This is a genomic window from Dictyoglomus thermophilum H-6-12 (assembly GCF_000020965.1).
GTDB classification, from domain to species: domain Bacteria; phylum Dictyoglomota; class Dictyoglomia; order Dictyoglomales; family Dictyoglomaceae; genus Dictyoglomus; species Dictyoglomus thermophilum.
In genome coordinates this window covers 1936967-1959987 of record NC_011297.1, presented here as the reverse complement: position 1 = coordinate 1959987, position 23021 = coordinate 1936967, and the positions used below count along the sequence as shown (strand labels likewise).

Below are 23021 nucleotides of genomic sequence, written 5' to 3'. Positions count from 1 at the left end.
TTGTATTGTTCAATTAAGGAAAGTTTAAAATTTAACTGTTAATTGAAAAATATATAGCATTAAACAATAACCTTAAATTATATGGATCTGAGAGTTTGATTGAGGTACCAGGTAAAGAGTTTAATTCTGGATGAAAAGAAAAAAGAATTATGTCACCCTTTTTAAAAGGTATATGCGATAGAGCGATACCAGTAGTTATTATCTTATTTAGTTCATAGAGATTGGGGAGATTATTGAGAAAATCTTTCGGAGAGGATAGAGGTAGATATGAGGCAATATTATAATTAGGGTTTATATTTTTAATTATAGGTCCATTGATATATATGACTGGTAGTTCTTCATAATTGAGACCTAATGTTATAGGGTGTTCTTTCATTTTTATTTTTAGGACTCCCATTCCAATATTCCAAGGTTTTTGGTTTAGGGTTTCTATATCTTTTAAAAATTTTAAGGATTCTATTCCGTGGGTACTATCTGATAAGAGTAAGTAGGCTCCTGCGCATATACCTATGTAGTTTCCTCCTTTTTCTATAAACTCTCTTATTTTCTTTCCTCCAATCTCTCCAAGGTTTTTGGCTATAGTATGAGATGTGCCTGGGGGAATGATTAATATATCGAAATTATTGATATCTAAGGCATTTTTCTTGATATCTTCTGGAGTTATTTTATGATAGGCAAAGTTTAGCATGTTTAATGAGTTATAAAGATAAAATGTATCTCCTGATTCAAGAACAGCAATTTTTACAGGTTTTATTTCTAAGGTAGGTACGTTTATTTTAGATATTTCGAGAAATTTTTTTATGTTGTGCTTTTTGATAAAATCTAAAATAAGTTTTTTATTATCTTTATTCACATAGAGTATAAGGGATCCTTTAGGAAAGGTATTATCTTTTATACTTAATGGCTCAAGAGTGAGATAAGCTTTAAAATTATCTTTATTAACTCTATTATTTAGATCTGATAAGATATTTAAAATTTTTGATTGGGTAAACTTTTCACTTTCAAGAGAGAATATTATATAGTGACTTGTTGTGTTTACATTGACAAGGACTATAATTAATAATGGTATTAACAATAAAGTGCTTACTATAACTGGAAATTTATATATAAAAGTCTTTGTTTTAGTAAAAGCGATCATAATTGTAATATATTATATAAAATTTTGGCAAATTTGACGATGGTTAACCTCTGATATAAAATACTTGAATGTGCTCTTAGAGTTTGTTTTTAAGGAAAAGAGGTGAATTTTTAACCTTTTTATGATAGAGAATGAATTAGCTCCTAAGAAGAGGGGAATTAATCCTGCAGCCTTCTTCATTATAAGTTTCTTAGTCATAATACTTACTGGAGCTGTTTTATTAACCCTTCCCATATCCTCTAGTCAGGGTAAATTTACTGATTTTCTTACCGCACTTTTTACAGCAACGTCGGCAACTTGTGTTACTGGGCTTGTTGTGGTTGATACAGGTACTTATTGGTCTGATTTTGGGCATTTAGTAATTCTTCTTCTTATACAGATTGGTGGCTTAAGTTATGCTGTAATTGCTACAGGAATGATGCTTCTTTTAAATAGAAGAATTCAACTTAGAGAAAGACTAATTTTGCAATATTCTTTAAATGCTACCTCTTTAAGAGGTATTGTTTCTTTTTTGAGAAATGTCTTGATAACTGTTTTTGTTTTTGAGACTATAGGGGCCTTTTCTTTGTTTTTTGTTTTTATTAAAAATTATCCTCTTCTGAAGAGTATAAAATTTGCTGTTTTTCATTCTGTTTCTGCTTTTTGTAATGCTGGTTTTGACTTAATAGGCGGTTTTAAGAGCTTCACTGAATACGTTTCTAATGCTCATCTTGTTTTTACTATTACGACTCTTATTATAGTTGGAGGAATAGGATTTATTGTTATACATGATATAATTCAGAAAATTAGAGGCATAAGAATGCATCTTTCTTTACACACTAAGATGGCTCTACTTACTACTTTATTTCTAATTGTAATTGGTACTCTCATAATTTTTGTACTTGAATATAATAACCCAAATACATTAAGGCCTCTAAATCTATGGGGCAAACTTTTAGGTTCCTATTTTCAGGCTGTAACTCCTAGGACAGCTGGTTTTAATACCTTGAATATTGGTAAAATGAACCCTTCTACATTGCTTTTTCTCATAGTTTTAATGTTTATTGGAGCTTCTCCTGGAGGTACTGGAGGAGGAATAAAAACAGTAACCTTTCTTGTTTTGTGGTTAAGTGTTACTGCTGTTATTCTTGAGAGAAAAAGTGTACGTTTTAAGGACAGAGCTATACCTTGGGAAAATGTAAAAAGAGCATATACAGTATTTCTGCTTTCATTAACTTTGGTAGTTGTTAGTTGGTTTTTGCTTCTTATTACTGAGCCCTTTCCACCCTTAAATATACTTTTTGAGGTAGTATCTGCCTTTGGTACTGTAGGACTTTCTACAGGAATTACTCCTTATCTTTCCCCTTTTGCAAGAATTGTTATTATTTTGACTATGTTTTTAGGAAGGGTTGGTACCGTTACTGCGGGTATGGCGGTTCTAATACCTTTCTCTAAGAGATCACAAATTGAGTATCCTTCTGAGGAGGTGAGTATAGGTTAATTTATGAAATCTTTATCTTATAGGTTAAAAAGAGCTGGCCTTGATAAGTCAAGATTAAACAGTTTTGCAGTAATAGGTCTTGGTAGGTTTGGGGCTTCAGTAGCTGTTACTCTTGAGAGAATGGGGTTTTCAGTGATTGCCATTGATAAGGATGAGAATAAAGTAGAAGAAATTAAAGATTATGTTTCTTATGCTAAAGTTTTGGATTCTACAAATATAAATGCATTAAGAGAAGCTGGCGTACAAAATGTAGATGTAGTTATAGTTTCCATTGCTCATGATATAGAGGCGAGTGTACTTACCTCACTGTTAGTTAAAGAACTTGGAGTAAAATTTGTTATTGCAAGAGCTATAAGTGAGCCTCATGAGAAGATTCTTGATAAAATAGGTGTAGATCTTGTGGTGTATCCAGAAAGAGATATGGGGGTAAGGATTGCTCAGAGACTAGTAGTTCCAAACGTTATAGATTATATGGAATTTTATGCAAATACTAAGATCTTTGAGTTAGAACCTCCAGAAGCGATTGTTGGTAAGACAATACAAGAACTTGATCTTCGTAAAAATTATGGATTATCTATAATTGCTATTCAGAGAGGCTCAGATTTAATTAGCAATATTTCTCCTTCTGAAAGAATACAAAAGGGCGATATTCTATACATTATAGGTAGTTTTGAAAATCTTAATAAGTTTTTAAGCAAATTATAACATTGGAAAGGGGGTTGTATTATGGCTTTTTTTGATTTACCTTTATCGGAACTTTGGAAGTATCTGCCTGAAAGAGAGGAGCCTGAGGATTTTGATAGTTTTTGGAAGGAGACTTTGGAAGAGTCTAAAAAATATCCTTTGAATCCTATTTTTGAGAAGGTAGATTTTGGCCTTGAGCTTGTGGATACCTATGATGTAACCTTTTCAGGATATAAAGGACAAAGAATAAAGGGATGGTTAATAGCTCCTAAAAATAGATCGGGAAAACTGCCGGGTATAGTGGAGTATATAGGATATGGTGGGGGAAGAAGTTTTGCTTATGATTTTCTTTTATGGGCAAATATGGGATTTATTCATCTTATAATGGATACAAGAGGACAAGGGAGTTCTTGGAGCCCTGGTAATACTCCTGACTATGATGATGAACCTTTCGATCCTCAGTACTCTGGATTTATGACAAGGGGTATTCTCCATCCTAAGAAGTATTATTACAGGAGAGTATTTACTGATGCGGTAAGGGCTGTGGAGACCCTTATGGCTTTTCCTGATGTGGATAGAGAGAGAATTGGAATAACAGGAGGAAGTCAAGGGGGAGGTATTACCATAGCAGTTGCAGGACTTGCCCCTTATGTAGGTATAGATATTAAGATTGCAATGCCTGATGTACCCTTTTTATGCCATTATAGAAGAGCAGTAGAGATAACGGATGGATATCCATACCAAGAAATAGTGCAATATCTTAAGACTCATAGGGATCATGTGGATAAGGTTTTTAAAACCTTATCTTATTTTGATGGGGTAAATTTTGCTGTAAGAGCAAAGGCAAAAGCACTATTTTCAGTGGCTCTTATGGACAATATATGTCCACCCTCAACGGTCTTTGCTGCATATAACTATTATGGAGGAGAAAAGGAGATAAAAGTTTATCCTTTCAATGGACACGAGGGTGGCGGTACTTTCCATACTTATGAAAAGATGAAGTTTGCAAAGAGAAATCTAAAAGATTAATCGGAATTTTCTAAGATCTTTCTTATGGTATGTAAATTATAGAGGTCTGCCATTGGAGTGTCTTTGGGGGTTTCGAGGATAAGAGGAATTTTTCTTATTTCTGGGATACTTAAAAGATTTTTAAATCCTCCTATCCCAATAGCCCCCTTTCCTATGTGAGCATGTTGATCTCTATGGGATCCTAAAGGAAAGTGAGAATCATTTACGTGAATCAGCACTAATTTTTCCATGGGAATCTTTTCAAAGAAAGAATGAAAGATTGATTGGCATACCCTCGGATTCTTCAAGTTGTACCCTGCTGCAAAGAGGTGACAAGTATCAATACAAAAATATACTACTGGGAATTCTTCATATATGGAGTAAAAGTCTTCTAAGGTTGAACCCCAACCGTCACCTTCTCCTGCGCTGTTTTCAACTATGAGTTTAGCTCTTATATCTTCTTCTAAAATTTTTTCAAGGGCTTTGAAAAAGTTCTTTTTAGCTACCTCTTTTCCCATCTTTTTACTACTTCCAGGATGTATTATTAGTCCTTCCCAGTCTAATTCTTCTGCAAGTCTTAATTCTTCTATGACTTTTTTGATAGAGAGATTAAAGACTTTTTCATCGGGAGATGCTATGTTTACTACATAAGGAGCATGGATAAAAACAGAATTAAAGGGAAAGATTGGAAGTTTCTCATTGGTAGGTTTATAGCTTCTTGGATTTCCTGAAAAAAGTTGAGCAGTATTTATTCGAAGTAATTTTATATCTTCTAATACTGATCTTCCACCTCTGAAAAGATGAACACCAAGTTTATAACTGTTCTTAGTCATTTTAAAATGGATGGCTCCCCCGTGAAGGGGGAGCCTTTTTGGTTTCATGATATTTATTTATTTGTAGCTTCTTCCATACTGAGGAGTCTTTTCCATTCTTCTTCTATATCTTTTTTGAATTCTTCTAATATATGAGCATTTTCTGGTTTGAGGAGGTGTGCAAATCTTCCTTGTACTTTTAAGAACTCCTCGACAGGTTTAAATCCTTTTGGCGGTTTGTAATTTATCTTGTATTTTCCATTCTCTACTTCGTAGAGAGGCCATACACCGGTTTCTACTGCAAGTCTTGCAATACTTATGGCAGAATTATCGGGAGTTCTCCATCCTCTTGGACATGTGGAGTATATATTTAAAAAGGCGGGTCCATCGGTGTTTACCGCCTTTTTTACCTTCTCCATTAAATCTCTCCAGTGACTTGGTGATGCTTGAGCCACATATTTTGCTCCATTTGCCACCATCATTTCTGTTAAGTTCTTTCTTTTCTGAGGTTTTCCAGGAATTGCTTTTCCTGCAGGAGATGTAGTAGTGAAAGCACCTCTTGGGGTTGCTCCTGATCTTTGGATTCCTGTGTTCATATATGCTTCGTTATTGTAGCAGATAAATACTGCTCTATGTCCTCTCTCTATTGCTCCAGAGAGAGCCTGAAGTCCAATGTCGTATGTTCCACCATCTCCGGCGAAGCTTATAAACCTTATTTCCCTATCTATTTCTCCTTTTCTCTTTAAGGCTTTGTATGCTGCCTCTACTCCTGCTATAGTTGCTGCTGCATTCTCAAAGGCAGAATGTATCCATGGTACATTCCATGCATTAAAGGGGAATATGGTTGTGGCAACTTCAAGGCATCCGGTGGCATTAGCTACTACTACGGGTTCGTCTATAGCGTTAAGGACCATTCTTACGATGATGCTTGCTCCACAACCTGCACACAATCTATGTCCACTAACTAATTTTTCCTCTTTTAAGGCTATTTCCCTTAAATTAATTGCCATTTTTAGCACCTCCTATTCTCTTACTCCGATATAGGTAAGAGGATTTGGCTTTCCTTTCTTACCTATATCTATGAGCTCTTCAAATACTTTTTCTATATGTTGAGTAGTGATATCTCTACCTCCAAGGCCATACACATATGCTTGAGCGATAGGCCTTTTTTCGTAATGATAGAAGGCAGAGGTAATTTCGTGATAGAGTGGTCCGCCGAAGGATCCAGGTACCATGCTTCTGTCAAGGATTCCTATTACTTTTGCATCTTTAAGAGCATTTATAATATCCTCGGTAGGGAATGGTCTAAATACTCTAATCTTAAGAAGTCCCACAGGAAGTCCCTTTTCTCTTAGGGTATCGACCACTTCTCTTGCGGTCCCCACTGTAGAGCTCATAGCAACTATGATATATTCTGCTCCTTCAGTTCTGTATCTTTCTATTACATCATAATATCTTCCTGTAAGATCACCGTATTCCTTGCCTACCTGTTTTATAATTGGAAGAGAATTTTCAAGGGCATAAGCCTGTGCTACTTTGAACTCAAAATAGGAATCGGTTAGAGCGAGGGGACCAACGGCTATAGGATTATCTACATCGAGCAAGGTGTATTTTGGTTTATATTTGCCTATGAAATTTCTTACTACATCGTCTTCGAGTATTTCTATCATCTCTTCTGAATGGCTTGTGATGAATCCATCGTATCCTACCATTACAGGAAGTCTTACATCGGGATGTTCTGCAATTTTTACTGCTTGAAAGATATTATCATATATTTCTTGCACATTTTCAGAAAAGATTTGTATCCAGCCAGAATCTCTTGCTCCCATAGCATCGCTATGATCTCCATGAATATTTATTGGAGCAGATAAAGCTCTGTTTGATACGGACATAACGATAGGGAGTCTGAGGGCTGATGCAATATAAAGCATCTCCCACATTAAAGCAAGTCCTTGGGAGGCTGTAGCAGTCATTACTCTTGCTCCTGCGGCAGCAGCACCAATACATGCACTCATGGCGCTGTGTTCACTCTCTACGGGTACAAATTCTGTATCTACCTCTCCATTGGCTACATATTCAGAGAATTTCTGAACTACCTCAGTAGAAGGTGTTATAGGATAGGCAGCAACTACATCAGGATTTACTTGCTTAAAGGCTAATGCTGCTGCCTCATTACCTTCTATAGCAATTCTTTTAATTTGAGTTTTCATTTCCTCTTCCCTCCTTTATTTTTCTTCTTCTTTCATAGTTATTGCTTTGACAGGACATTCAGCTGCACAAACACCACAACCTTTGCAGTAATCATAATCAATGTAGACTTTTTGTCCGTCAAATTTTACTGCAGAATCGGGGCAGAAGAGCCAGCAAAACAGACATGTAGTGCACTTGCTATAATCAATTTCAGGTCTGAAGGTTCTCCAATCACCCGTTTTATACTCTTTAGAAGTTTGTGCAGGTACAATAGGACCTATATTTACTAATTCTTTCCATCCTGGTAATTTCATTCTCCCTTTACCTCCTCGTAAGCTCTTTTTATTGCTTGAAGGTTACCCTCTATTACTTCGGGTTTAAACCTTCCTTCAAATTTCTTTCTAAACTGATTGAGAACTTCATCTAAGCTTATTATTGGAACTACACGAATTAAGGCTCCAAGCATAGGAGTATTTGGTATAGGTCTTCCAATAGTCTCTAAGGCTATACCAGTAGCATCTACAGTGTAAATTTTTCGGTCAGAGATTCCAAGCTGTTCTCTTATTTCTTCGGGAGGCTGAGTGGTGTTTACAATGATTATTCCGTCAGATGGAAGCCCCTCTAATACGTTGACTTTTCCGATAAGGGTCTTGTCGAGAACTACTACCACATCAGGGTTGTATATCTGGCTATGAATTCTTATAGGCTTGTCACTTATTCTTGTGTATGCTTTCATGGGTGCTCCTGTTCTTTCTGGACCGTACTCTGGGAATGCTTGGATATATTTTCCAGCCTCCATGGCTGTTTCAGCAAGGAGATAAGAAGCTGTTTTTGCTCCTTGCCCTGCCCTTGCATGCCATCGAATTTCTAGCATATCTTTCATACTATAACCTCCTTCTTTATACTTATTATAATATTAATTCCTTTCTTCCTTCCAATGCATGAATGAGGGTTATCTCATCGGCAAAATCAAGTTCTGTACCTGCAGGAAGTCCGTGAGCAAGTCTAGTGACTTTTACAGGATATTCCATAAGAAGCCTTGCAATATACATGGCTGTTGCTTCTCCTTCTGGGGTAGAGTCGGTGGCAAGAATAACTTCTTTTATCTCTCCTTTTTTAACTCTCTCTATGAGCTCTTTTATTCTTAGATCTTCAGGAAATACGCCATCTAATGGAGATATAAGTCCTCCAAGGACATGGTAAACCCCATTAAATTTAGAGGTCTTTTCTATAGCCCACAGATCTTTAGGTTCTGCTACTACACATATGGTTGTTTTATCTCTTTCTGGGTTTGAACAGATTTCACAGGGGTCTTTTTCAGTAATGTTAAAACATATGGAACAGTGTTTTATCTCTTTTTTTACTTTTAAAATGGTGTTTGCAAGGCTTTCCACACTTTCCTGTGGCTGTTTTAAGAGGTAAAAAGCAATTCTTTGGGCTGATTTAGGCCCAATTCCAGGGATCTTTGTTAGCTCGTCAATGAGCTTTTCAAAAATGCTTTTTTCTGCCATTTACTAAAAGAGCCCAGGTGGTAAAGGAAGTCCATCGGCGAGACTTCCCATCTTTTCTGCTGATTTTTCTTTTGCTTTTGTAAGGGCGTCTCTTAATGCAGCTGCAATAAGGTCCTCTAATATATCTACTTCATCCTTATTTACCACCTCAGGGTCTATTTTTACCTCCTTTATCTCTTCTTTAGCATTCATTATTATTTTTACTACTCCCCCTCCTGCAGTACCTTCTACTAAAGTTTGTTCTAATTCTTCCTCTATTTTTGCCATTTTTTCCTGAAGTTTTTTAAGTTGTTTCATTGCCTCAAATGGATTTTTCACTCTATCCCTCCTATTCTATTAATTTACCCTTAAACATATTTTTGACGTCATCAGTGGATAATGTCTTCTCTTCTTTTTTAGGATTTTCTTTTTCAGGATTACCTAAGGTTGGATTATCCTCAATAGTTATAAATTTTACTTGTATAGGGAAACCATATACTTTTTTAAATTCTTCTTCAATTAATAGTCTATTAGGCCTTTCCTCAAGCCTTTCTTTAAGAAAAGAGAAGTTTTTAGGAAGTCCAAGGATCAATTTACCGTCCTGATCTATTTCTATAATTCTTGCTTCTCTCAACATGGCTTCTAAGGAGATTTTTCTTCTTTTAATCTTTGCAAGAAGTTGGGGCCATTTGTCAATAATCTCGTCTATATTAGGTTTTCCTGTGACAATTTCCTCTTTTTTATCCTTTTCTTCTGTTTTTTCTTCGCCTTTAGGTGAAGAAGAGACTGCTTGAGTTAAAGGCTGACTGATTGGCTGAGTTTCAGCAGTTTCTTCTTTCATAAATAATGGTAAGAGAATCATTTCCATAACAAGAGGTGCATTGGTAAGGTCTCTAAGCCTATTTTCAAGGATAAGAAGTTGGTCAATAATATCCTGAAGCCTTTTTATCGTATATAATTTTGTTTCTTGCATTAGTTCTTCAAATTCTTCTTGGGTTAGAGATAGAAGATTTCCTATTCTTTCATCAGCTTTTAATAGAAGTAAGTTTCTGAAGTGTTGTAGTAGCTCCTTTGCAAATTGCTGAGGGTTTTTCCCCATTTGAAAGATTTGCTGAAGCAGGCTATATCCTTCAAGGATGTTATATTCACCAAGAGCTTTTGCAAAGTTGTAGGTAAATTCATAAGTAGGAAGGCCAAGAAGATTTCTGGCAAGTTCTTCGGTAATTTCCTGATCAGAATAGACTAACAGTTGCTCTAAAAGGCTTATAGCATCTCTCATAGAGCCTTGGGATTGTATGGCTATAAGTCTTAAAGCACCTTCGGATATTTTTGCTCCTTCTTTTTCTGCAATTTTTGCTAGTTGTTTTATTACTTCATCCCTTGTAAGTCTTCTAAAATCAAATCTTTGGCATCTTGATAAAATGGTTAAAGGAACCTTTTGAGGTTCTGTAGTTGCCATGATAAATACTACATGCTCTGGAGGCTCTTCAAGAATTTTTAGGAGGGCATTAAAGGCCTCGTTGGTTAGCATATGGACTTCATCTATAATGTAAACTTTATATCTATCTCTTACAGGAAGGAGTCTTGCTTTCTCTCTAATATCTCTTATCTCGTCTATTCCTCTGTTTGAGGCAGCGTCTATTTCAATCACATCTATACTTCTTCCTTCTGCAATCTCAACACAGGACTCACATTTTAGGCACGGAGTTGGGGTAGGCCCTTGAACACAATTTAATGCTTTTGCAAGGATTCTTGCAATAGTAGTTTTTCCTGTACCTCTTGGTCCTGCGAAAAGATACGCGTGGCCAATATGGTTGTATCTCAGGCTGTTTTGTAGGGTAATTACTATGTGTTCCTGCCCTACAACTTCCTCAAAGGTTTGTGGTCTCCATTTTCTATAAAGGGCTATAGGCATTTAGCTCACCTTCGATCCTGGATCTACCTCTTTTTCAGGAGTTAAAATAGCAAGTCTTCCTTTGTTATCTTTTGCAGCAAGAAGCATTCCTTGAGATTCATAGCCTCTTATTTTAGCAGGTTGTAAATTATAAACGACAACTATTTCTTTACCTATAAGTTCTTCTGGTTTATAGTATTCTGCTATTCCAGCCACAATTTGCCTCTTTTCGTCTCCAAGATCAATCTCAAGAAGTAATAGTTTGTCACTATTTTCTACCTTTCTTGCAGAAATAACTCTTGCTATTCTTAAGTCTATTTTCTTAAATTCTTCAATAGTTATTTTAGGTTCTTCTTTTTTCTCTTCAGCTACCTCTTTTTCTTCCTTTCTTTCTACTCTTGGGAATAAAATTTTACCTTTATTTAATTTTTGTCCTACAGGTATTTTAACATCTTTAATTAGGTCCCATGCAAATTGTACATCTTTGTATCCTAACTGTCTCTGGATTTCTTCTGCAGTGTTAGGTATAAAGGCATAAAGCATTATAGAAATTTTTCGTAAGGTCTCTAATAAGGTATAGATAACCGTATTTAGTCTGTCGTTATCACCAGAAGAAGCTAAATTCCAAGGGGCTTGCTGATCTATGTATCTGTTTGCTTCTTGAATTACTTCCCATATTTGTGTTAAAGCATTGGCAGGATTGAAATTTGCCATTGCCTCTTCTACTTTATTAGCCACATCTTCACCCTTTTGAAGTAAGTAAGTATCTTCTTCTTTAAATTCTTTTGGCTCTGGTACTTTTCCTTCAGTGTATTTTTCGGCTACTGTAAGAACTCTGTTTACTAAGTTTCCTAAATCGTTGGCAAGATCAGAGTGATATCTTCTATGGAAGGCCTCATCGCTGTACTCTCCATCAAGTCCTAAGGGTACTTCTCTCAGTAGGAAATACCTAAGAGCGTCTACTCCATAAAGGTTTATCAATTCATGAGGATCCACTCTATTCCCTTTTGATTTAGATATCTTACCACCTTTTATAGTCCAGAATCCGTGGGCAAGCACTGTCTTGGGCAGTGGAATGTTTAAAGCCATAAGTATAGCAGGCCATATAATTGCGTGGAATCTAAGTATGTCTTTTCCTATGAGATGAATATCTGCAGGCCAATATCTTTTGAATTTTGTGTCGTCATTGGTTAAATATCCTAAGGCACTTATATAGTTTACTAAAGCATCAAACCATACATATACGGTATGCTTTGGATCAAAGGGAACGGGAACACCCCATTTTACAGTGGTTCTTGTGGCACTTATATCTTTTAAACCGCTTTTTATGAAGCTTATAACCTCATTTCTTCTTGTTTCAGGGTATACAAATTCGGGATGCTCTTCGATATATTTCAATAGTGGCTCTGCAAAGGCAGAAAGCTTAAAATAATAAGTTTCTTCTTCGAGCCATTCTACAGGTCTTCCACAGGATGGGCAATTTCCATCATGAAGGTCTTCCTTTTGCCAAAAAGTTTCACATGGAGTACAGTACCAACCCGCATAGCTTCCCTTATATAGATATCCTTCATCGTATAATTTTTGAAAGACTTTTTGTACCACCTCTTCATGTCTTTTTTGAGTAGTTCTTATAAAGTCATCATTGGTTATGCCAATTTTTTTCCAAGTTTCTAAAAATTTCTGTGCCATCATGTCTACATATTCTTGAGGCATATAACCTTTTTCTTGAGCTGTTCTTGCTAATTTTTGCCCGTGTTCATCAAGGCCTGTGAGGAAGAATACATCATAATCTTTAAGTCTATAGAAACGAGCAAAGGTATCCGCAACTATAGTGGTGTAAACAGTACCTATGTGGGGTTCAGAGTTTGAGTAATATATGGGAGTTGTAATGTAGAATTTGTTCCTCACAAGTTATTCGCTCCTTTCATACACTAAAATTCCTTGATAATAATACTACTTAAATAGGAGTATGTCAAATTTATGTCTATTTTAAAAACTCACAGAAATATTACTTCCTATTTGGAGAATAAAAGAATGATTTAGAGCTAAACTATGATATATTCCTTTTAAATAGAAATAATTATACAAAAATTTCTGAGAAAGATTTTTAGGTATATAATTGATAGTTATTAAATATTTATCTAAACCAGTATTATATCTTTCATGGACTAAAGAGAACTCATATTTTCCTCTCTGAAGATCCTCCGAAAGGTTTATAGACTCGGAATTTAATAAATAAGTACCAAGGTTAGTTGATGGGGTATATTCTCTCCATGTTTTATGAAGTCGAAGTTTTAGTTCTTTTTGGGAAATCTTCTTTTTAACTTCTAGGATGAGAGAGAGGAACCTAAAGTATATATCGTAGTATGTATTTTCAAAATATTCGAAGGAAAGGTTTAGGAAGTTTTCTCCCCAAATCAATACTGGATTAAATTTAGAAGTTATTGTTTTTGCATAGGGAAAACTATTTATGTTGAGGTCTAAATATAAGTAGGAAGGGGTGAAAGAATACACAAATTTAAATGAGAATCGGTTATTCTTTTCATAAAATTTATAAATATTTGCCAGATCTAACCAAGCGTTTTCAAAGATTGTACCTTGAGTCGATAAATTTATAATATGTTCATAGTTGAGATCTTTTTCGATTCTCTGCAAAGATATAGAAAAACTTCTTTTAGGATTTATAAATTTTAACTGTAAATTTTGACTTAAAAGGTAGCTTTCTTGAGGAATGGCTATTGGATAGTATACGGTTATGGAAAGGTCTGGAGGAGGAGGATGTATACCTTCATTATCAAGGAAGAAAATATCTACTCTATTTTCGTAGATATATAAATTTACTCTGTAGGTTTTGGAGGTACCATCAGGGAGAAGATAGGTGAAGGTACTGTCGTTTTGAATAGGGATGTTATTAATATAGACACTTACGGAGCTTATATCGAGGGTAGTGTATGAAAAATAAAAAGAATAGTTTAATCCATCAGTCATATAGATCTGAGCTAAATAGATATATTCTTTAGAGGATAAGTTTTCTTTTTTATTAAAGCTTTCTCCTATATTGCATTCAAAATTTTTAGCCCTTATATTTATTCCTATGGTGTAAGAAAGGTCTTTAAGATAAGATTTGTCATAATAATTTTGAGTGCTAGACTGTAATATAAAGTATGGGTTTAAAAATTCTGCTATTGGGGAGAGAGAAATACTGTAAGTCTCACTTATAGACTGGGTTGTAATATTTTTTTTGTACATACCATTTAAGGATAGAGGGTTATATGTATAGGTTATTTCAATTTCTTCTTTTTGATTTTTGTAACTATAGGATAATTTTGTTTTGAGATTATTGGTATCTAATATAAGATTATGATTTTGTTTTGAATATTCTGTTTCAGTGTTATTTTTCCGCTCTAAATTAAAAGAATAACTTAAAGGTGAAAAAGGGAATAGATTTAGATTTAAATAGGTATATTTTGAGCCTGGTACAAGATTATTATTTCCTAAAATCTCAGGCTTATAGGAATAATCTTTATCTGCATATAAGTATTCAAAAGAAGTTATTAGAAAATCTTTACTTAACGCCAATTTTAAATAATCTGCGTGTCCTAAATATTCCCAATTATTAAAAGAAAAAGATCTTCTAATATTTATCAAGTTATTTTCATCTTTTTCAATATTTATGCCTACTTCTAAAAAATTATTTTTGGTATTATTGCTTGGATTTTCTATGTTGAGGTAAGATAAGTTTAGAAAGCTCATCCCTATAGATATTCCCGAAAGATTGTAAATTTCACTTATGTTAGAGGATTCATATTCTATAACTATTAGATCATTCGGTGTGATTACAAAGTTAAATAATAATATTCCTTGTCTATAATCTATAGTGTAATCGAAGTCTCTTTGTAGAAGGTTTCCATTTAAATATATTCTTTCACTAAGAGGGGTGATAGATGTATCTTGAAGAAAGTAAGGTCCAGGAGTATTGTCTCCGTAAAATTTTTTATATTTTTTAGCACCTTCTATTTTAGAAATTAGGCTTTGTAGTGAGAAAAGATTATTGCTGTATGATGTGTAAACTCCATTAACCCTTTTATTATATAGAGAAAGAGGAGAAAGGGTTAGGTCTATGATGTTACTAAATTTAATCTTAAATTCCGATAAATTTAAAAATAACTCCATAGTATCTATAGGATGAGATATGTAAGAAAAATCAAGAGTAAACTTGGGGATGTGGTAATTTAAGAAAAATTGAGAGTTTTGATAAATATATATTCCTTTAAGGATATCGGTAGTAAGAGATAAAAGATACGAATCTCCTGAAAATATGGAGAAATACGTATTTGTGTAAATATTTCCATTTACATTGAGACTCTGAGAGAAGGAGGGGGAAATGAGTGATATGATTATAAATATTATTAGAAAAACGTTTTTCATAGTAAAAATTATACATAAAATTTTTTATTTTTGTAATTTGGATAAGGTTAAAAATCTAAGGATATATTTCCTCCAAGTTGCAAGATGTGCAAAGTTGTATCTTTTTTATTTTGCGAATATCTTATAAAAAACAGTGAATTTGGCAAAGTTTTTATAGGAATTATAGATAGAGTTATTGTGTAGTTTTCTGCATTATTGCTATAGCATTCATAGGATAGGGATATTTCACTACTTAGATATTCATTGATTGCTCTTGATATAGATAGGCTTTGAGTGTCCTTTTTATAAGGAGGTAGTGAGTAAGAGGCTTCTTTTTTGCTCTTAATGATTTTTGCCTTAAGATCTCCAAAAGAAAATGATCTTTTTAATTCCAAGGATAAGGAAATATTTTTGTAGAAGTTTTCATAATAGAGATTTTGATAGTATTCGCAATAGAGAATAAGGTTGTAAGGAGTTATAGAAAGATTTAGATTAGTCTTTAAAGATAAGGTTTCTATATTTTCATTCTCGTTATAATAAAGATTGAAATTTAAAGAAGAAGGTTTGAGATAGTAATTACTATTTAAGGTTAGATTTCCTCTTTTTATTTCTATATCTTTATTTGCTGTGAGGCTTAGCCAGAGATTTTTTACAGGCATTCCATAGGTATATAAAGATATGTTGTGGTATATGAGATTATTATCGTTATTTTTCTGAAGAGTTAATAATGTGTTCAAGTTAAGGTATTTTACTCTTATCTTTGAGAAGATATTTTGTAAAAAAATCTTCTGAGGAAGAAGAGTCTGATAATTTATAGTTATGTTAAGGCCTGCTGGAGGAGGATTTTCTCCTTCTTCATCAATGAAAAATACAAAGACAGTGTTGTTGTAAAGGTAATAATTTACTGTGTAAGTTTTGGTTGTATGGTCTGGGAGATAGTAGGTAAAAGTTTCATTGTTTTTAACGTATATGTTATTTATATACAAGCTTATAGAGTCTTGAAGAGGAGTGTATTGAAGTTCAAACATATAAGTTTCACCATCGGTGATAAAATTTTGAGAGACTGGAATAGGAGTTTGAGGATCTAAATTTTCTTCTATTTTGTATTTTCCACCTATGGAAAAGTCAAAGATTTTTCCTATTAAAGTTATACTTCCTCCTACTACTTGTTCTTTTAGATAAGAGGAATCTATTAATTGATTATTTTGTGAGAAGTGAAAAGAGGAATTAAAGTTTCCAATTTGGGGAGAGACAGAGAAAGTATAGGTCTCTTTAATAAAAGAGGAAGTATTGATTTTTTGAATTAAGCCACATAGGTTTAGGGGGGTGTATGTAAAATTAAAGCCTTGAATTTCTTTGTCATTTTCCCTTCGGTAGGAGAGAGAAAATTGAGAGGAAGTGAGCTTAATATTTATATTATGAGACCATTTTATATTATCCTTACTTGTGTTGTATAAAAAATTATAATTAATAGAACTTAATGGGTTTAAATTTAAATTAAAATTTAACTTTTGATCTCCAGGAGTAAGGTTGAGATTTCCAAGTATTTCTGGTATGTAGGGATAGCTTTCTGTAGAATTTATAATTTCAAGGTTGGCATTCAATATATTTCCTTTTAAGGATAATCTCAAATAGTTAGCATAGCCAGAATAATTATTTCCAAGAAAAGCATAAGAATTTCTTAATTCTATAAAATTATTTTCATCTCTTTTTATAGTAAGAGATCCTTCTATAAAGCTTCTTCTTATATTTGTAGATGTGCTTTGTAAGGAGATATAGCTTAATTTAAATGGAGAGTAGCCTATGCCTATACCTAATATATTGTAAATTTCAGTTGTTCCTGAGATCTCATACTCTACTAATATTTCATCTTGAGAAGATATTATAAAATTAAAATAAATTATTCCATAGGTGTAATCTATAATATAGTCTTCCTCTCTTTTTAAGAGATTACCATTTAAGTAAACTTTTTCTTTATAAGGGATTAAAAAGAAATCTCCAATAAAATAGGGACCTTCAGTATTGTTTCCGTTAAGTTTTACTGTCTTTTTTCTTCCCTCAATTTTGGCAAATATTAGATCGACCTTTAATTTTTCTTTCTCATATATTCCATAAATACCATTTAGGACTTTATTGTAAAGGGTGAGAGGAGAAATACTTTTATAGAGTTCATTGCTGAAATTTCCATAAAAATCGCCAATTTTTATGGAAGATTCTACTTTTTCCTTGGGCTGAGATTTATATTCAAAGTTTAAAGATAAACTTTTTGAAATATAACTTATAGAAAAGTGGGAATTCTGTTGAAAATATATTCCTTCTTGTATATCTGAAGAAAGATAGCTAAGAGAAGGATCTCCTATAAAGTATGCGTAATATGAATTTATATAAATGTTTCCACTGAAACTCATGCTTTGAGCAAAAGTAAGAGATGACAACGATATTAGTATAAAAAATATTGTTATTAAAAATTTTTTCTTTCTCATAGAAAATATTATATATTAATTTATGATATAATTTCTTCAGGAAAAAGGAAACTTTAAGAGAATTAATATTATGAGAGAATTTTTTGAAAATCTAAATGGTGGTATTTTTATTATAAACTCTCAGGGATTAATCTTGGAGTGCGATCTAAATTTTGAGCTGAAGTCAGGATATAAAGGAGAAGAAATTAAAAATAAATATATATATGAAATCTTTGAGGATTTTAGCTCTTGGAGGAAGTTAGATTGGGGTTATGAAACCTATTTAACAAAGAAGAATGGAGAAAAAATAAAGGTATTTGTAAGGGTTTTACCCTTTTCAGATTATGATTTTAGAGTGGTAGCTGTTTATGATGGATTCTTTTTAACCTATATTTATGAAAATTACTCTTCTTTTATATCTCAAAGCCCATTTCCTATAGTTGAGGTAGATCTTTCAGATCTATTTAATTATTTTAGAACCTTAAAGAAGATTGCAGGAGACGAGATTAATAGATATTTTGAGATTTATCCTGAGGTTATTTATGAGATTATAGAAAAAATAAAAGTTACTCGCATAAATGAGAGTTTCTTGAAAACTTACACTTATGAAGGATTTAATTTTAATAATTTTAAAGAGAATATATTTAATTTTTTTACAGAAGAAAGTTTAAACATTCTTAAGGATACGCTTATAAAGGTTTACAAGGGGGATTTAAATCTAAATTTTGAGATTGAAGTTATTGATCCTACTGGGAAGATAAGATTTATAAATACTTATATTTATCCTATTGGAAAAGAAAGGGTTTTGATATATGTTCTTGATAAGACTAAGGAAAGAGAATTGGAAGCGGATTTAAGGAAAAGTCTTAATAAGATTACTTCTTTGTATAATCAAGTGATTAATGCTCTTTCCTCAATAATGGAGTATAAAGATTCTTACACTTCTTATCATCAAAAGAGGGTTGCAGAACTTTCTCAGGCTATTGCGATAGAGTTGGGATTGCCTAAGGATAAGGTTGATGCTATTAGGATAGGGGCTCTGCTTCATGATATTGGAAAGATTGCAGTTCCAGGAGAAATCTTAAATAAGCCAGGGAAACTAAACAATATTGAAATGGAGATAGTGAGGACTCATCCATTGATAGGGTATAACATGCTTAAAAATATAGATTTTCCTTCAGAAGTGCTTCATGCTGTACTTCAACATCATGAAAGACTCGATGGGTCAGGGTATCCTGAGGGATTAAAAAATGGGGAGATAAGCCTTTCTTCTAAGATTGTAGCTGTAGCAGATGTGGTTGAAGCAATGTCGTCTCATAGACCTTATAGGCCTCCTCTTGGAATTGAGAAGGCTTTAGAGGAGATAGAAATGAATAAGGGAATAAGATACGATCCTAATATAGTTGATATTTGTGTAAGACTTTTTAGAGAGAAGGGATTTAAATTTTCACTATAGTAAGTTGGAAAGCAGGGGATCCTTGATAAAAGATTGGGGTAGTTATAATTTCAAGCTCTGCAGATTCTCCCGAGGGCAGAATTGCGCTAATTTTAGTCTTTCTTTTCTCTTTTGAGGGTGTAAGAGTTTCTCTAAGTTGGGTGGTATTGAAAGTCGTAGTTTTTAATATTTCAAAAATATTTTTATTAACAATCTCCTCTCTTTTCATGTTAAATAAAGATAAAGCGGATGAATTTGCTCCTATAATCTCTCCCTTTACGTCTCTTATTATGATAATAGGTATAGGAATTCCCTCGATTAGAAAATCGTACTCTTTGTCTTTCTCATATAATTTTTTTAGTTCTTTATTTAATCTTTCAATTTCCTGTTTTAATTTCCGAATTTCTTCCATATTCTCAATAGCTTTTTCATAGGAAAGTAGTAATAAGTTTAATATTTGAATTTGGGTCGATCTGAGAGTATAATTCTTTCCCATAATATTTACTTCTAAAGTTGTTTCTGTATAACCAAGTTTTTTCAACTCTCTATGAGAGATGAGATATTGAATTGTAGCTATAAGATATTTGGAATCAAAAGGTTTTGTTACAAAACCATCAGCGCCAACTTCTAAAGCTTTTACTATATCTTGAGGATGAGATAAAGTGGTAACTAATAATATGATTATATCTTTCCATTTTTCATTACTTTTTACGATTTTACAAAGTTCAAACCCGTCAATTCCAGGCATTATTATATCAGATATTATTAATTTAGGAGTTTTATTTTTTAAAAGCTCTAAAGCCTCTTCTCCAGAAAGAGCTACAAGAGAGGAAAGATTATGGTCTTGCAAGATCTTTCTTAAATATTCTGCCTGAGTAGGAGAGTCTTCTACTATTATTATGTCTTTGTCATTTTCGGAGAGTTGCATTTTGTATTATTTTTATACACATTTAATTTCTAAACCTTTGGAATTATTATACCACAAATCTTTTTAACTTTTTCTTTTTGTGTTATAATTTTTTAAAAAAGTGATACTAAGAGGTGAAAAGATAGTTATGAAAAGGAATGTGTTTGTTCTTAGATTTATCTTATTATTACTGTTTTTAATTCTTGTTTCCTCCTTTTCCTTTTCTCAGTCAAAAAAGAGTGTTACTATAGTGGATCTTGCGGGTAGGAAAGTAGAGATCAATCTGCCAGTAAAAAGAGTTGTAGCTATTGGCCCTGGAGCTTTAAGGATTGTGAGTTATATAGATCAGTTTAATAAAATTGTAGGGGTAGAAAATATTGAGAAAAGATACACTGTTGGAAGGACTTATAATATGGCATTTTTCGATATTATAGAGAAGCTCCCTATAATTGGGCAAGGAGGTCCTGACACTTTACCTGATCCTGAGAAATTAATCTCGGTAAATCCTGATGTGATTTTTGTTATTCAGCTTCTTGATAAAAGTGGAGCAGATAAGTTGTATGAAAGGACAAAAGTTCCTGTAGTGGTCTTGAATTACGGAACTCTTGGGACTTTTGATGAGGATCTTTTTAAGTCTTTAGAAATTATTGGAAAGGTACTGAACAAGGAGGCAAGAGCCTCTGCTATTATAACTTATATTAAAAACGTAAGAAATTCCTTTGCTTTGAAGACAAGATATATTCAAGATAAGAATAAGCCCTCCGTCTATGTTGGAGCCTTGGGGTTCAAAGGAGCAAGGGGTATAGAGAGTACTCAGGGATATTTTCCCATTTTTACTCCTCTTTACATAAAGAATGTGGCAGATTCTCTTGGTAAAAAGGGAAGTATATTTATAGAGAAGGAGATGTTATTGGTTTGGGATCCTGATATAATCTTTGTTGATCTTGGAAATCTCAACCTTGTTAGGGATGATTTTAAGAAAAATCCTAATTTTTATAAAGCTCTAAAAGCTTATAGGAATAGAAGTATATATGGGATATATCCATATAACAATTATAATACCAATGTTGATACTGCTATATTAGATATGTTTTGGGTGGCAAAGGTAGTTTATCCTGATAAATTTAAAGATTTGGACATAGAAAATAAAGCACAAGAAATTTATACCTTCTTCTTTGGAGAAAGAGGCAAGAAAATTTATCCAGAATTTGTAAAAACTTATGGAAATCTTAAAGAAGTAAATCTTGAAGAGTGAAATCATGGAACAGGGAATTACTATAAAAAAGTATAAAGAATATACAGCAAAAAAGTTCTTGTTTATCTTTTTATTGATTTTTCTCATAATAGTTTTTTCTATCGTTGCTTTAAATATAGGGTCTTCAGGAGTTAATTTATTGGATTTTGTTAAACTTCTTATTGGAAAGGGCGATGATAGATTAAGTCTGATTGTATGGCAGATAAGGATTCCAAGGGTAATTGGAGCTATTTTGGCAGGTGTTGGCCTTGGAGTGGCGGGATGTATATCTCAGAGTGTTTTGAGGAATCCTATGGCCTCTCCCTTTACCTTAGGTATCTCTCAAGGGGCAGCTTTAGGAGTAACTTTATCTGTTGTATTGTTTAGGCAAACCCTTCCTTATTTAACTTCTCTTTTTGCCTTCTTAGGTGCTATGATGACTACTTTATTAATCATTCTTATTTCTTCAAAATTCAAGGTAACACCGGAAGCTATGATTCTTACTGGAGTTTCTCTTTCCTCACTTTTTTCGGCTTTAACCACTATTATTCAATATTTTGCCGATGAACTCAAGATTGCTACGGTTGTTTTTTGGACCTTTGGAGATATAGGAAGAGTTTCGTTAAGAGAGATAAGGATAATATTTGTTGTAGTAGTTTTAGGTATTTTCTATTTTCTTTTAAAAAGATGGGATTATAATGCATTAGAAAGTGGGGCCGAGACTGCAAAAAGTCTTGGAGTTAACGTGGAGAGAGAAAGAATTGTCTCTATGCTTGTAACCTCTCTAATTTCTGCAGTAATAACCGCTGGAGTTGGGGTTATAGGTTTTGTGGGACTTATTTCACCTCATATTGTGAGAAGATTTGTGGGGAATGATTATAGATTTCTTATCCCTGCCTCTGCTCTTTTCGGAGGCTTGCTTTTACTCTTAGCTGATACTTTAGCAAGAACCATAATCTCTCCTATAGTACTTCCTGTAGGAGCTATTACTTCTCTGCTTGGTGCTCCTTTCTTTCTTTATCTTCTATCTGTGAGGTTTAGGAGATGATTCTCGAAATTCAAGGAATTTTTTTCAGCTATAGAAGTATACCTGTTTTAAAAGATATAACCTTCTCTATAAAGGAAGGAGAAATGGTAGGTATTCTTGGAAATAATGGGGCAGGAAAATCTACGCTTATAAAATGTATTAATAGAATTCTCTCTCCTCAAAAGGGAGTCATTTATTTAAATAAAAAGGATATAAGAAGTATAAAAAGAAAGGAAATTGCAAAGCTTGTTGGATATGTAGCCCAAAAATATGATTATTCTAATCTTACAGTATTCGATGTGATTCTTTTAGGAAGAAGGCCTCATATTGAGTGGGATGCTACAGAGAAAGATCTTCAGATAGTAGAAGGGATTATTGGGGAGTTGAAACTTGAAAAGATTGCTTTAAGAAGCGTTAGTGAAATATCAGGAGGAGAACTTCAAAAGGTGATAATAGGGAGAGCTTTAGCTCAAGAACCTCGAATCTTACTTCTTGATGAGCCTACCAATAATTTAGACTTAAAGAATCAAATTGAAGTACTGCAAATTATAAGAGATTATGTAAAAAATAAAAATATTTCCGCTCTTGTGGTGCTTCATGATATAAATTTAGCCTTGAGATTCTGTGATAAGTTTATCTTTTTGAAGGATAACACAATATATGCTCAGGGGACAATGGATGTAATAAATGAAAATATTATTGAAGAAGTTTATGAAGTAAAAGTAGTTATTAATAAAATAAACGATATCCCTATAGTAGTACCGCTAACAGTATATTCCTAAGATAAATGTATTTGCTATTGCCTTGGAGCTAAGTCTAAGGAGTAAGATATTCAAAAAAGGAGTTAATAAGA

The 23021-nt window shown here is 33.3% G+C and carries 20 protein-coding genes; 7 read left to right on the top strand and 13 right to left on the bottom strand.

Translation table 11 applies throughout. The annotated features are described in order from the left end of the window. Window positions 1–31 precede the first annotated feature (31 nt). The gene (locus DICTH_RS09745) at window positions 32–1075 is read right to left on the bottom strand and encodes a BPL-N domain-containing protein (RefSeq protein ID WP_049751908.1); all 1044 of its coding nucleotides are present in this window, start codon (window positions 1073–1075) and stop codon (window positions 32–34) included. Between the two features lie 184 nt (window positions 1076–1259). On the opposite strand from DICTH_RS09745, the gene DICTH_RS09625 reads away from it, so the two are divergent. Genes DICTH_RS09625 through DICTH_RS09615 form a run of 3 tightly spaced genes read left to right on the top strand, consistent with a single transcriptional unit; the run spans window position 1260 to window position 4331 of the window. Beyond that, a complete protein-coding gene (locus DICTH_RS09625; RefSeq protein ID WP_012546986.1) occupies window positions 1260–2618 on the top strand; it encodes a TrkH family potassium uptake protein in 1359 nt (452 codons plus the stop codon). A gap of 3 nt (window positions 2619–2621) precedes the next feature. Continuing rightward, window positions 2622–3323, top strand: a complete 702-nt coding sequence (locus DICTH_RS09620; RefSeq protein ID WP_012548048.1) for a potassium channel family protein — start codon at window positions 2622–2624, stop codon at window positions 3321–3323. Window positions 3324–3344: 21 nt separating this feature from the next. Next, complete coding sequence (locus tag DICTH_RS09615) at window positions 3345–4331, top strand: acetylxylan esterase (protein ID WP_012548105.1); 987 nt, start codon at window positions 3345–3347, stop codon at window positions 4329–4331. On the opposite strand, the gene DICTH_RS09610 is transcribed toward DICTH_RS09615, so the two are convergent. The 11 genes from DICTH_RS09610 to DICTH_RS09560 form a co-directional block, all read right to left on the bottom strand. Then, on the bottom strand, window positions 4328–5143 hold the full coding sequence (locus DICTH_RS09610; protein WP_012548463.1) for a deoxyribonuclease IV: 816 nt from the start codon (window positions 5141–5143) through the stop codon (window positions 4328–4330). The genes DICTH_RS09615 and DICTH_RS09610 overlap by 4 nt on opposite strands. A 53-nt stretch (window positions 5144–5196) precedes the next feature. Beyond that, a complete protein-coding gene (locus DICTH_RS09605; RefSeq protein WP_012548639.1) occupies window positions 5197–6132 on the bottom strand; it encodes a thiamine pyrophosphate-dependent enzyme in 936 nt (311 codons plus the stop codon). Window positions 6133–6144: 12 nt separating this feature from the next. Then, window positions 6145–7332 carry a transketolase C-terminal domain-containing protein gene (locus tag DICTH_RS09600; RefSeq protein ID WP_012547817.1) on the bottom strand — a complete coding sequence of 396 codons (1188 nt, stop codon included), beginning with the start codon at window positions 7330–7332 and terminating at the stop codon, window positions 6145–6147. Between the two features lie 15 nt (window positions 7333–7347). Continuing rightward, window positions 7348–7626: a 4Fe-4S binding protein gene (locus tag DICTH_RS09595; RefSeq protein ID WP_012548703.1), complete on the bottom strand. Its 279-nt coding sequence runs from the start codon at window positions 7624–7626 to the stop codon at window positions 7348–7350. Next, complete coding sequence (locus DICTH_RS09590) at window positions 7623–8195, bottom strand: 2-oxoacid:acceptor oxidoreductase family protein (protein ID WP_012547593.1); 573 nt, start codon at window positions 8193–8195, stop codon at window positions 7623–7625. The genes DICTH_RS09595 and DICTH_RS09590 overlap by 4 nt, the downstream gene beginning before the upstream one ends. A 25-nt stretch (window positions 8196–8220) precedes the next feature. Then, window positions 8221–8823: a recombination mediator RecR gene (gene recR / locus DICTH_RS09585; protein WP_012548020.1), complete on the bottom strand. Its 603-nt coding sequence runs from the start codon at window positions 8821–8823 to the stop codon at window positions 8221–8223. Between the two features lie 3 nt (window positions 8824–8826). Continuing rightward, the gene (locus DICTH_RS09580; protein ID WP_012547809.1) at window positions 8827–9141 is read right to left on the bottom strand and encodes a YbaB/EbfC family nucleoid-associated protein; all 315 of its coding nucleotides are present in this window, start codon (window positions 9139–9141) and stop codon (window positions 8827–8829) included. 10 nt (window positions 9142–9151) lie between these two features. Further along, window positions 9152–10717, bottom strand: coding sequence for a DNA polymerase III subunit gamma/tau (dnaX, locus tag DICTH_RS09575; protein ID WP_012548189.1), 1566 nt, complete (start codon window positions 10715–10717; stop codon window positions 9152–9154). Then, entirely contained in the window at window positions 10718–12604 is a 1887-nt protein-coding gene (gene metG / locus DICTH_RS09570; RefSeq protein WP_012546893.1) for a methionine--tRNA ligase, read from the bottom strand. 81 nt (window positions 12605–12685) lie between these two features. Then, entirely contained in the window at window positions 12686–15124 is a 2439-nt protein-coding gene (locus tag DICTH_RS09565) for a hypothetical protein (RefSeq protein WP_012547059.1), read from the bottom strand. Between the two features lie 47 nt (window positions 15125–15171). After that, window positions 15172–17586, bottom strand: a complete 2415-nt coding sequence (locus DICTH_RS09560; protein ID WP_012547876.1) for a hypothetical protein — start codon at window positions 17584–17586, stop codon at window positions 15172–15174. A 70-nt stretch (window positions 17587–17656) separates the two neighbouring features. Here DICTH_RS09560 and DICTH_RS09555 point away from each other — a divergent pair, with 70 nt between their 5' ends. Then, a complete protein-coding gene (locus DICTH_RS09555; protein WP_012547380.1) occupies window positions 17657–19021 on the top strand; it encodes an HD domain-containing phosphohydrolase in 1365 nt (454 codons plus the stop codon). Here DICTH_RS09555 and DICTH_RS09550 read toward each other — a convergent pair. Next, window positions 19005–19928, bottom strand: a complete 924-nt coding sequence (locus DICTH_RS09550) for a response regulator (RefSeq protein WP_012547277.1) — start codon at window positions 19926–19928, stop codon at window positions 19005–19007. The two genes, DICTH_RS09555 and DICTH_RS09550, sit on opposite strands and share 17 nt — an antisense overlap. A 127-nt stretch (window positions 19929–20055) precedes the next feature. On the opposite strand from DICTH_RS09550, the gene DICTH_RS09545 reads away from it, so the two are divergent. From DICTH_RS09545 to DICTH_RS09535, 3 genes are read left to right on the top strand one after another with little or no spacing between them, the layout of a single operon-like run. Continuing rightward, window positions 20056–21162, top strand: coding sequence for an iron ABC transporter substrate-binding protein (locus DICTH_RS09545; protein WP_012548504.1), 1107 nt, complete (start codon window positions 20056–20058; stop codon window positions 21160–21162). Window positions 21163–21166: 4 nt separating this feature from the next. Next, window positions 21167–22189, top strand: a complete 1023-nt coding sequence (locus DICTH_RS09540; RefSeq protein ID WP_012547137.1) for a FecCD family ABC transporter permease — start codon at window positions 21167–21169, stop codon at window positions 22187–22189. Next, window positions 22186–22950, top strand: coding sequence for an ABC transporter ATP-binding protein (locus DICTH_RS09535; RefSeq protein WP_012548224.1), 765 nt, complete (start codon window positions 22186–22188; stop codon window positions 22948–22950). Before DICTH_RS09540 ends, DICTH_RS09535 begins: the two co-directional genes overlap by 4 nt. Window positions 22951–23021 lie beyond the last annotated feature (71 nt).

What these genes read in the sequence shown, in the direction of transcription:
- dnaX (WP_012548189.1), bottom strand. Translation starts at nt 10,717, where the DNA reads ATGCCTATAGCCCTTTATAGAAAATGGAGACCACAAACCTTTGAGGAA.
- DICTH_RS09535 (WP_012548224.1), top strand. Translation starts at nt 22,186, where the DNA reads ATGATTCTCGAAATTCAAGGAATTTTTTTCAGCTATAGAAGTATACCT.
- DICTH_RS09610 (WP_012548463.1), bottom strand. Translation starts at nt 5,143, where the DNA reads ATGACTAAGAACAGTTATAAACTTGGTGTTCATCTTTTCAGAGGTGGA.
- DICTH_RS09555 (WP_012547380.1), top strand. Translation starts at nt 17,657, where the DNA reads ATGAGAGAATTTTTTGAAAATCTAAATGGTGGTATTTTTATTATAAAC.
- DICTH_RS09620 (WP_012548048.1), top strand. Translation starts at nt 2,622, where the DNA reads ATGAAATCTTTATCTTATAGGTTAAAAAGAGCTGGCCTTGATAAGTCA.
- DICTH_RS09545 (WP_012548504.1), top strand. Translation starts at nt 20,056, where the DNA reads ATGAAAAGGAATGTGTTTGTTCTTAGATTTATCTTATTATTACTGTTT.
- DICTH_RS09590 (WP_012547593.1), bottom strand. Translation starts at nt 8,195, where the DNA reads ATGAAAGATATGCTAGAAATTCGATGGCATGCAAGGGCAGGGCAAGGA.
- DICTH_RS09625 (WP_012546986.1), top strand. Translation starts at nt 1,260, where the DNA reads ATGATAGAGAATGAATTAGCTCCTAAGAAGAGGGGAATTAATCCTGCA.
- DICTH_RS09550 (WP_012547277.1), bottom strand. Translation starts at nt 19,928, where the DNA reads ATGCAACTCTCCGAAAATGACAAAGACATAATAATAGTAGAAGACTCT.
- DICTH_RS09600 (WP_012547817.1), bottom strand. Translation starts at nt 7,332, where the DNA reads ATGAAAACTCAAATTAAAAGAATTGCTATAGAAGGTAATGAGGCAGCA.
- DICTH_RS09565 (WP_012547059.1), bottom strand. Translation starts at nt 15,124, where the DNA reads ATGAAAAACGTTTTTCTAATAATATTTATAATCATATCACTCATTTCC.
- DICTH_RS09605 (WP_012548639.1), bottom strand. Translation starts at nt 6,132, where the DNA reads ATGGCAATTAATTTAAGGGAAATAGCCTTAAAAGAGGAAAAATTAGTT.
- DICTH_RS09560 (WP_012547876.1), bottom strand. Translation starts at nt 17,586, where the DNA reads ATGAGAAAGAAAAAATTTTTAATAACAATATTTTTTATACTAATATCG.
- DICTH_RS09615 (WP_012548105.1), top strand. Translation starts at nt 3,345, where the DNA reads ATGGCTTTTTTTGATTTACCTTTATCGGAACTTTGGAAGTATCTGCCT.
- DICTH_RS09595 (WP_012548703.1), bottom strand. Translation starts at nt 7,626, where the DNA reads ATGAAATTACCAGGATGGAAAGAATTAGTAAATATAGGTCCTATTGTA.
- recR (WP_012548020.1), bottom strand. Translation starts at nt 8,823, where the DNA reads ATGGCAGAAAAAAGCATTTTTGAAAAGCTCATTGACGAGCTAACAAAG.
- DICTH_RS09540 (WP_012547137.1), top strand. Translation starts at nt 21,167, where the DNA reads ATGGAACAGGGAATTACTATAAAAAAGTATAAAGAATATACAGCAAAA.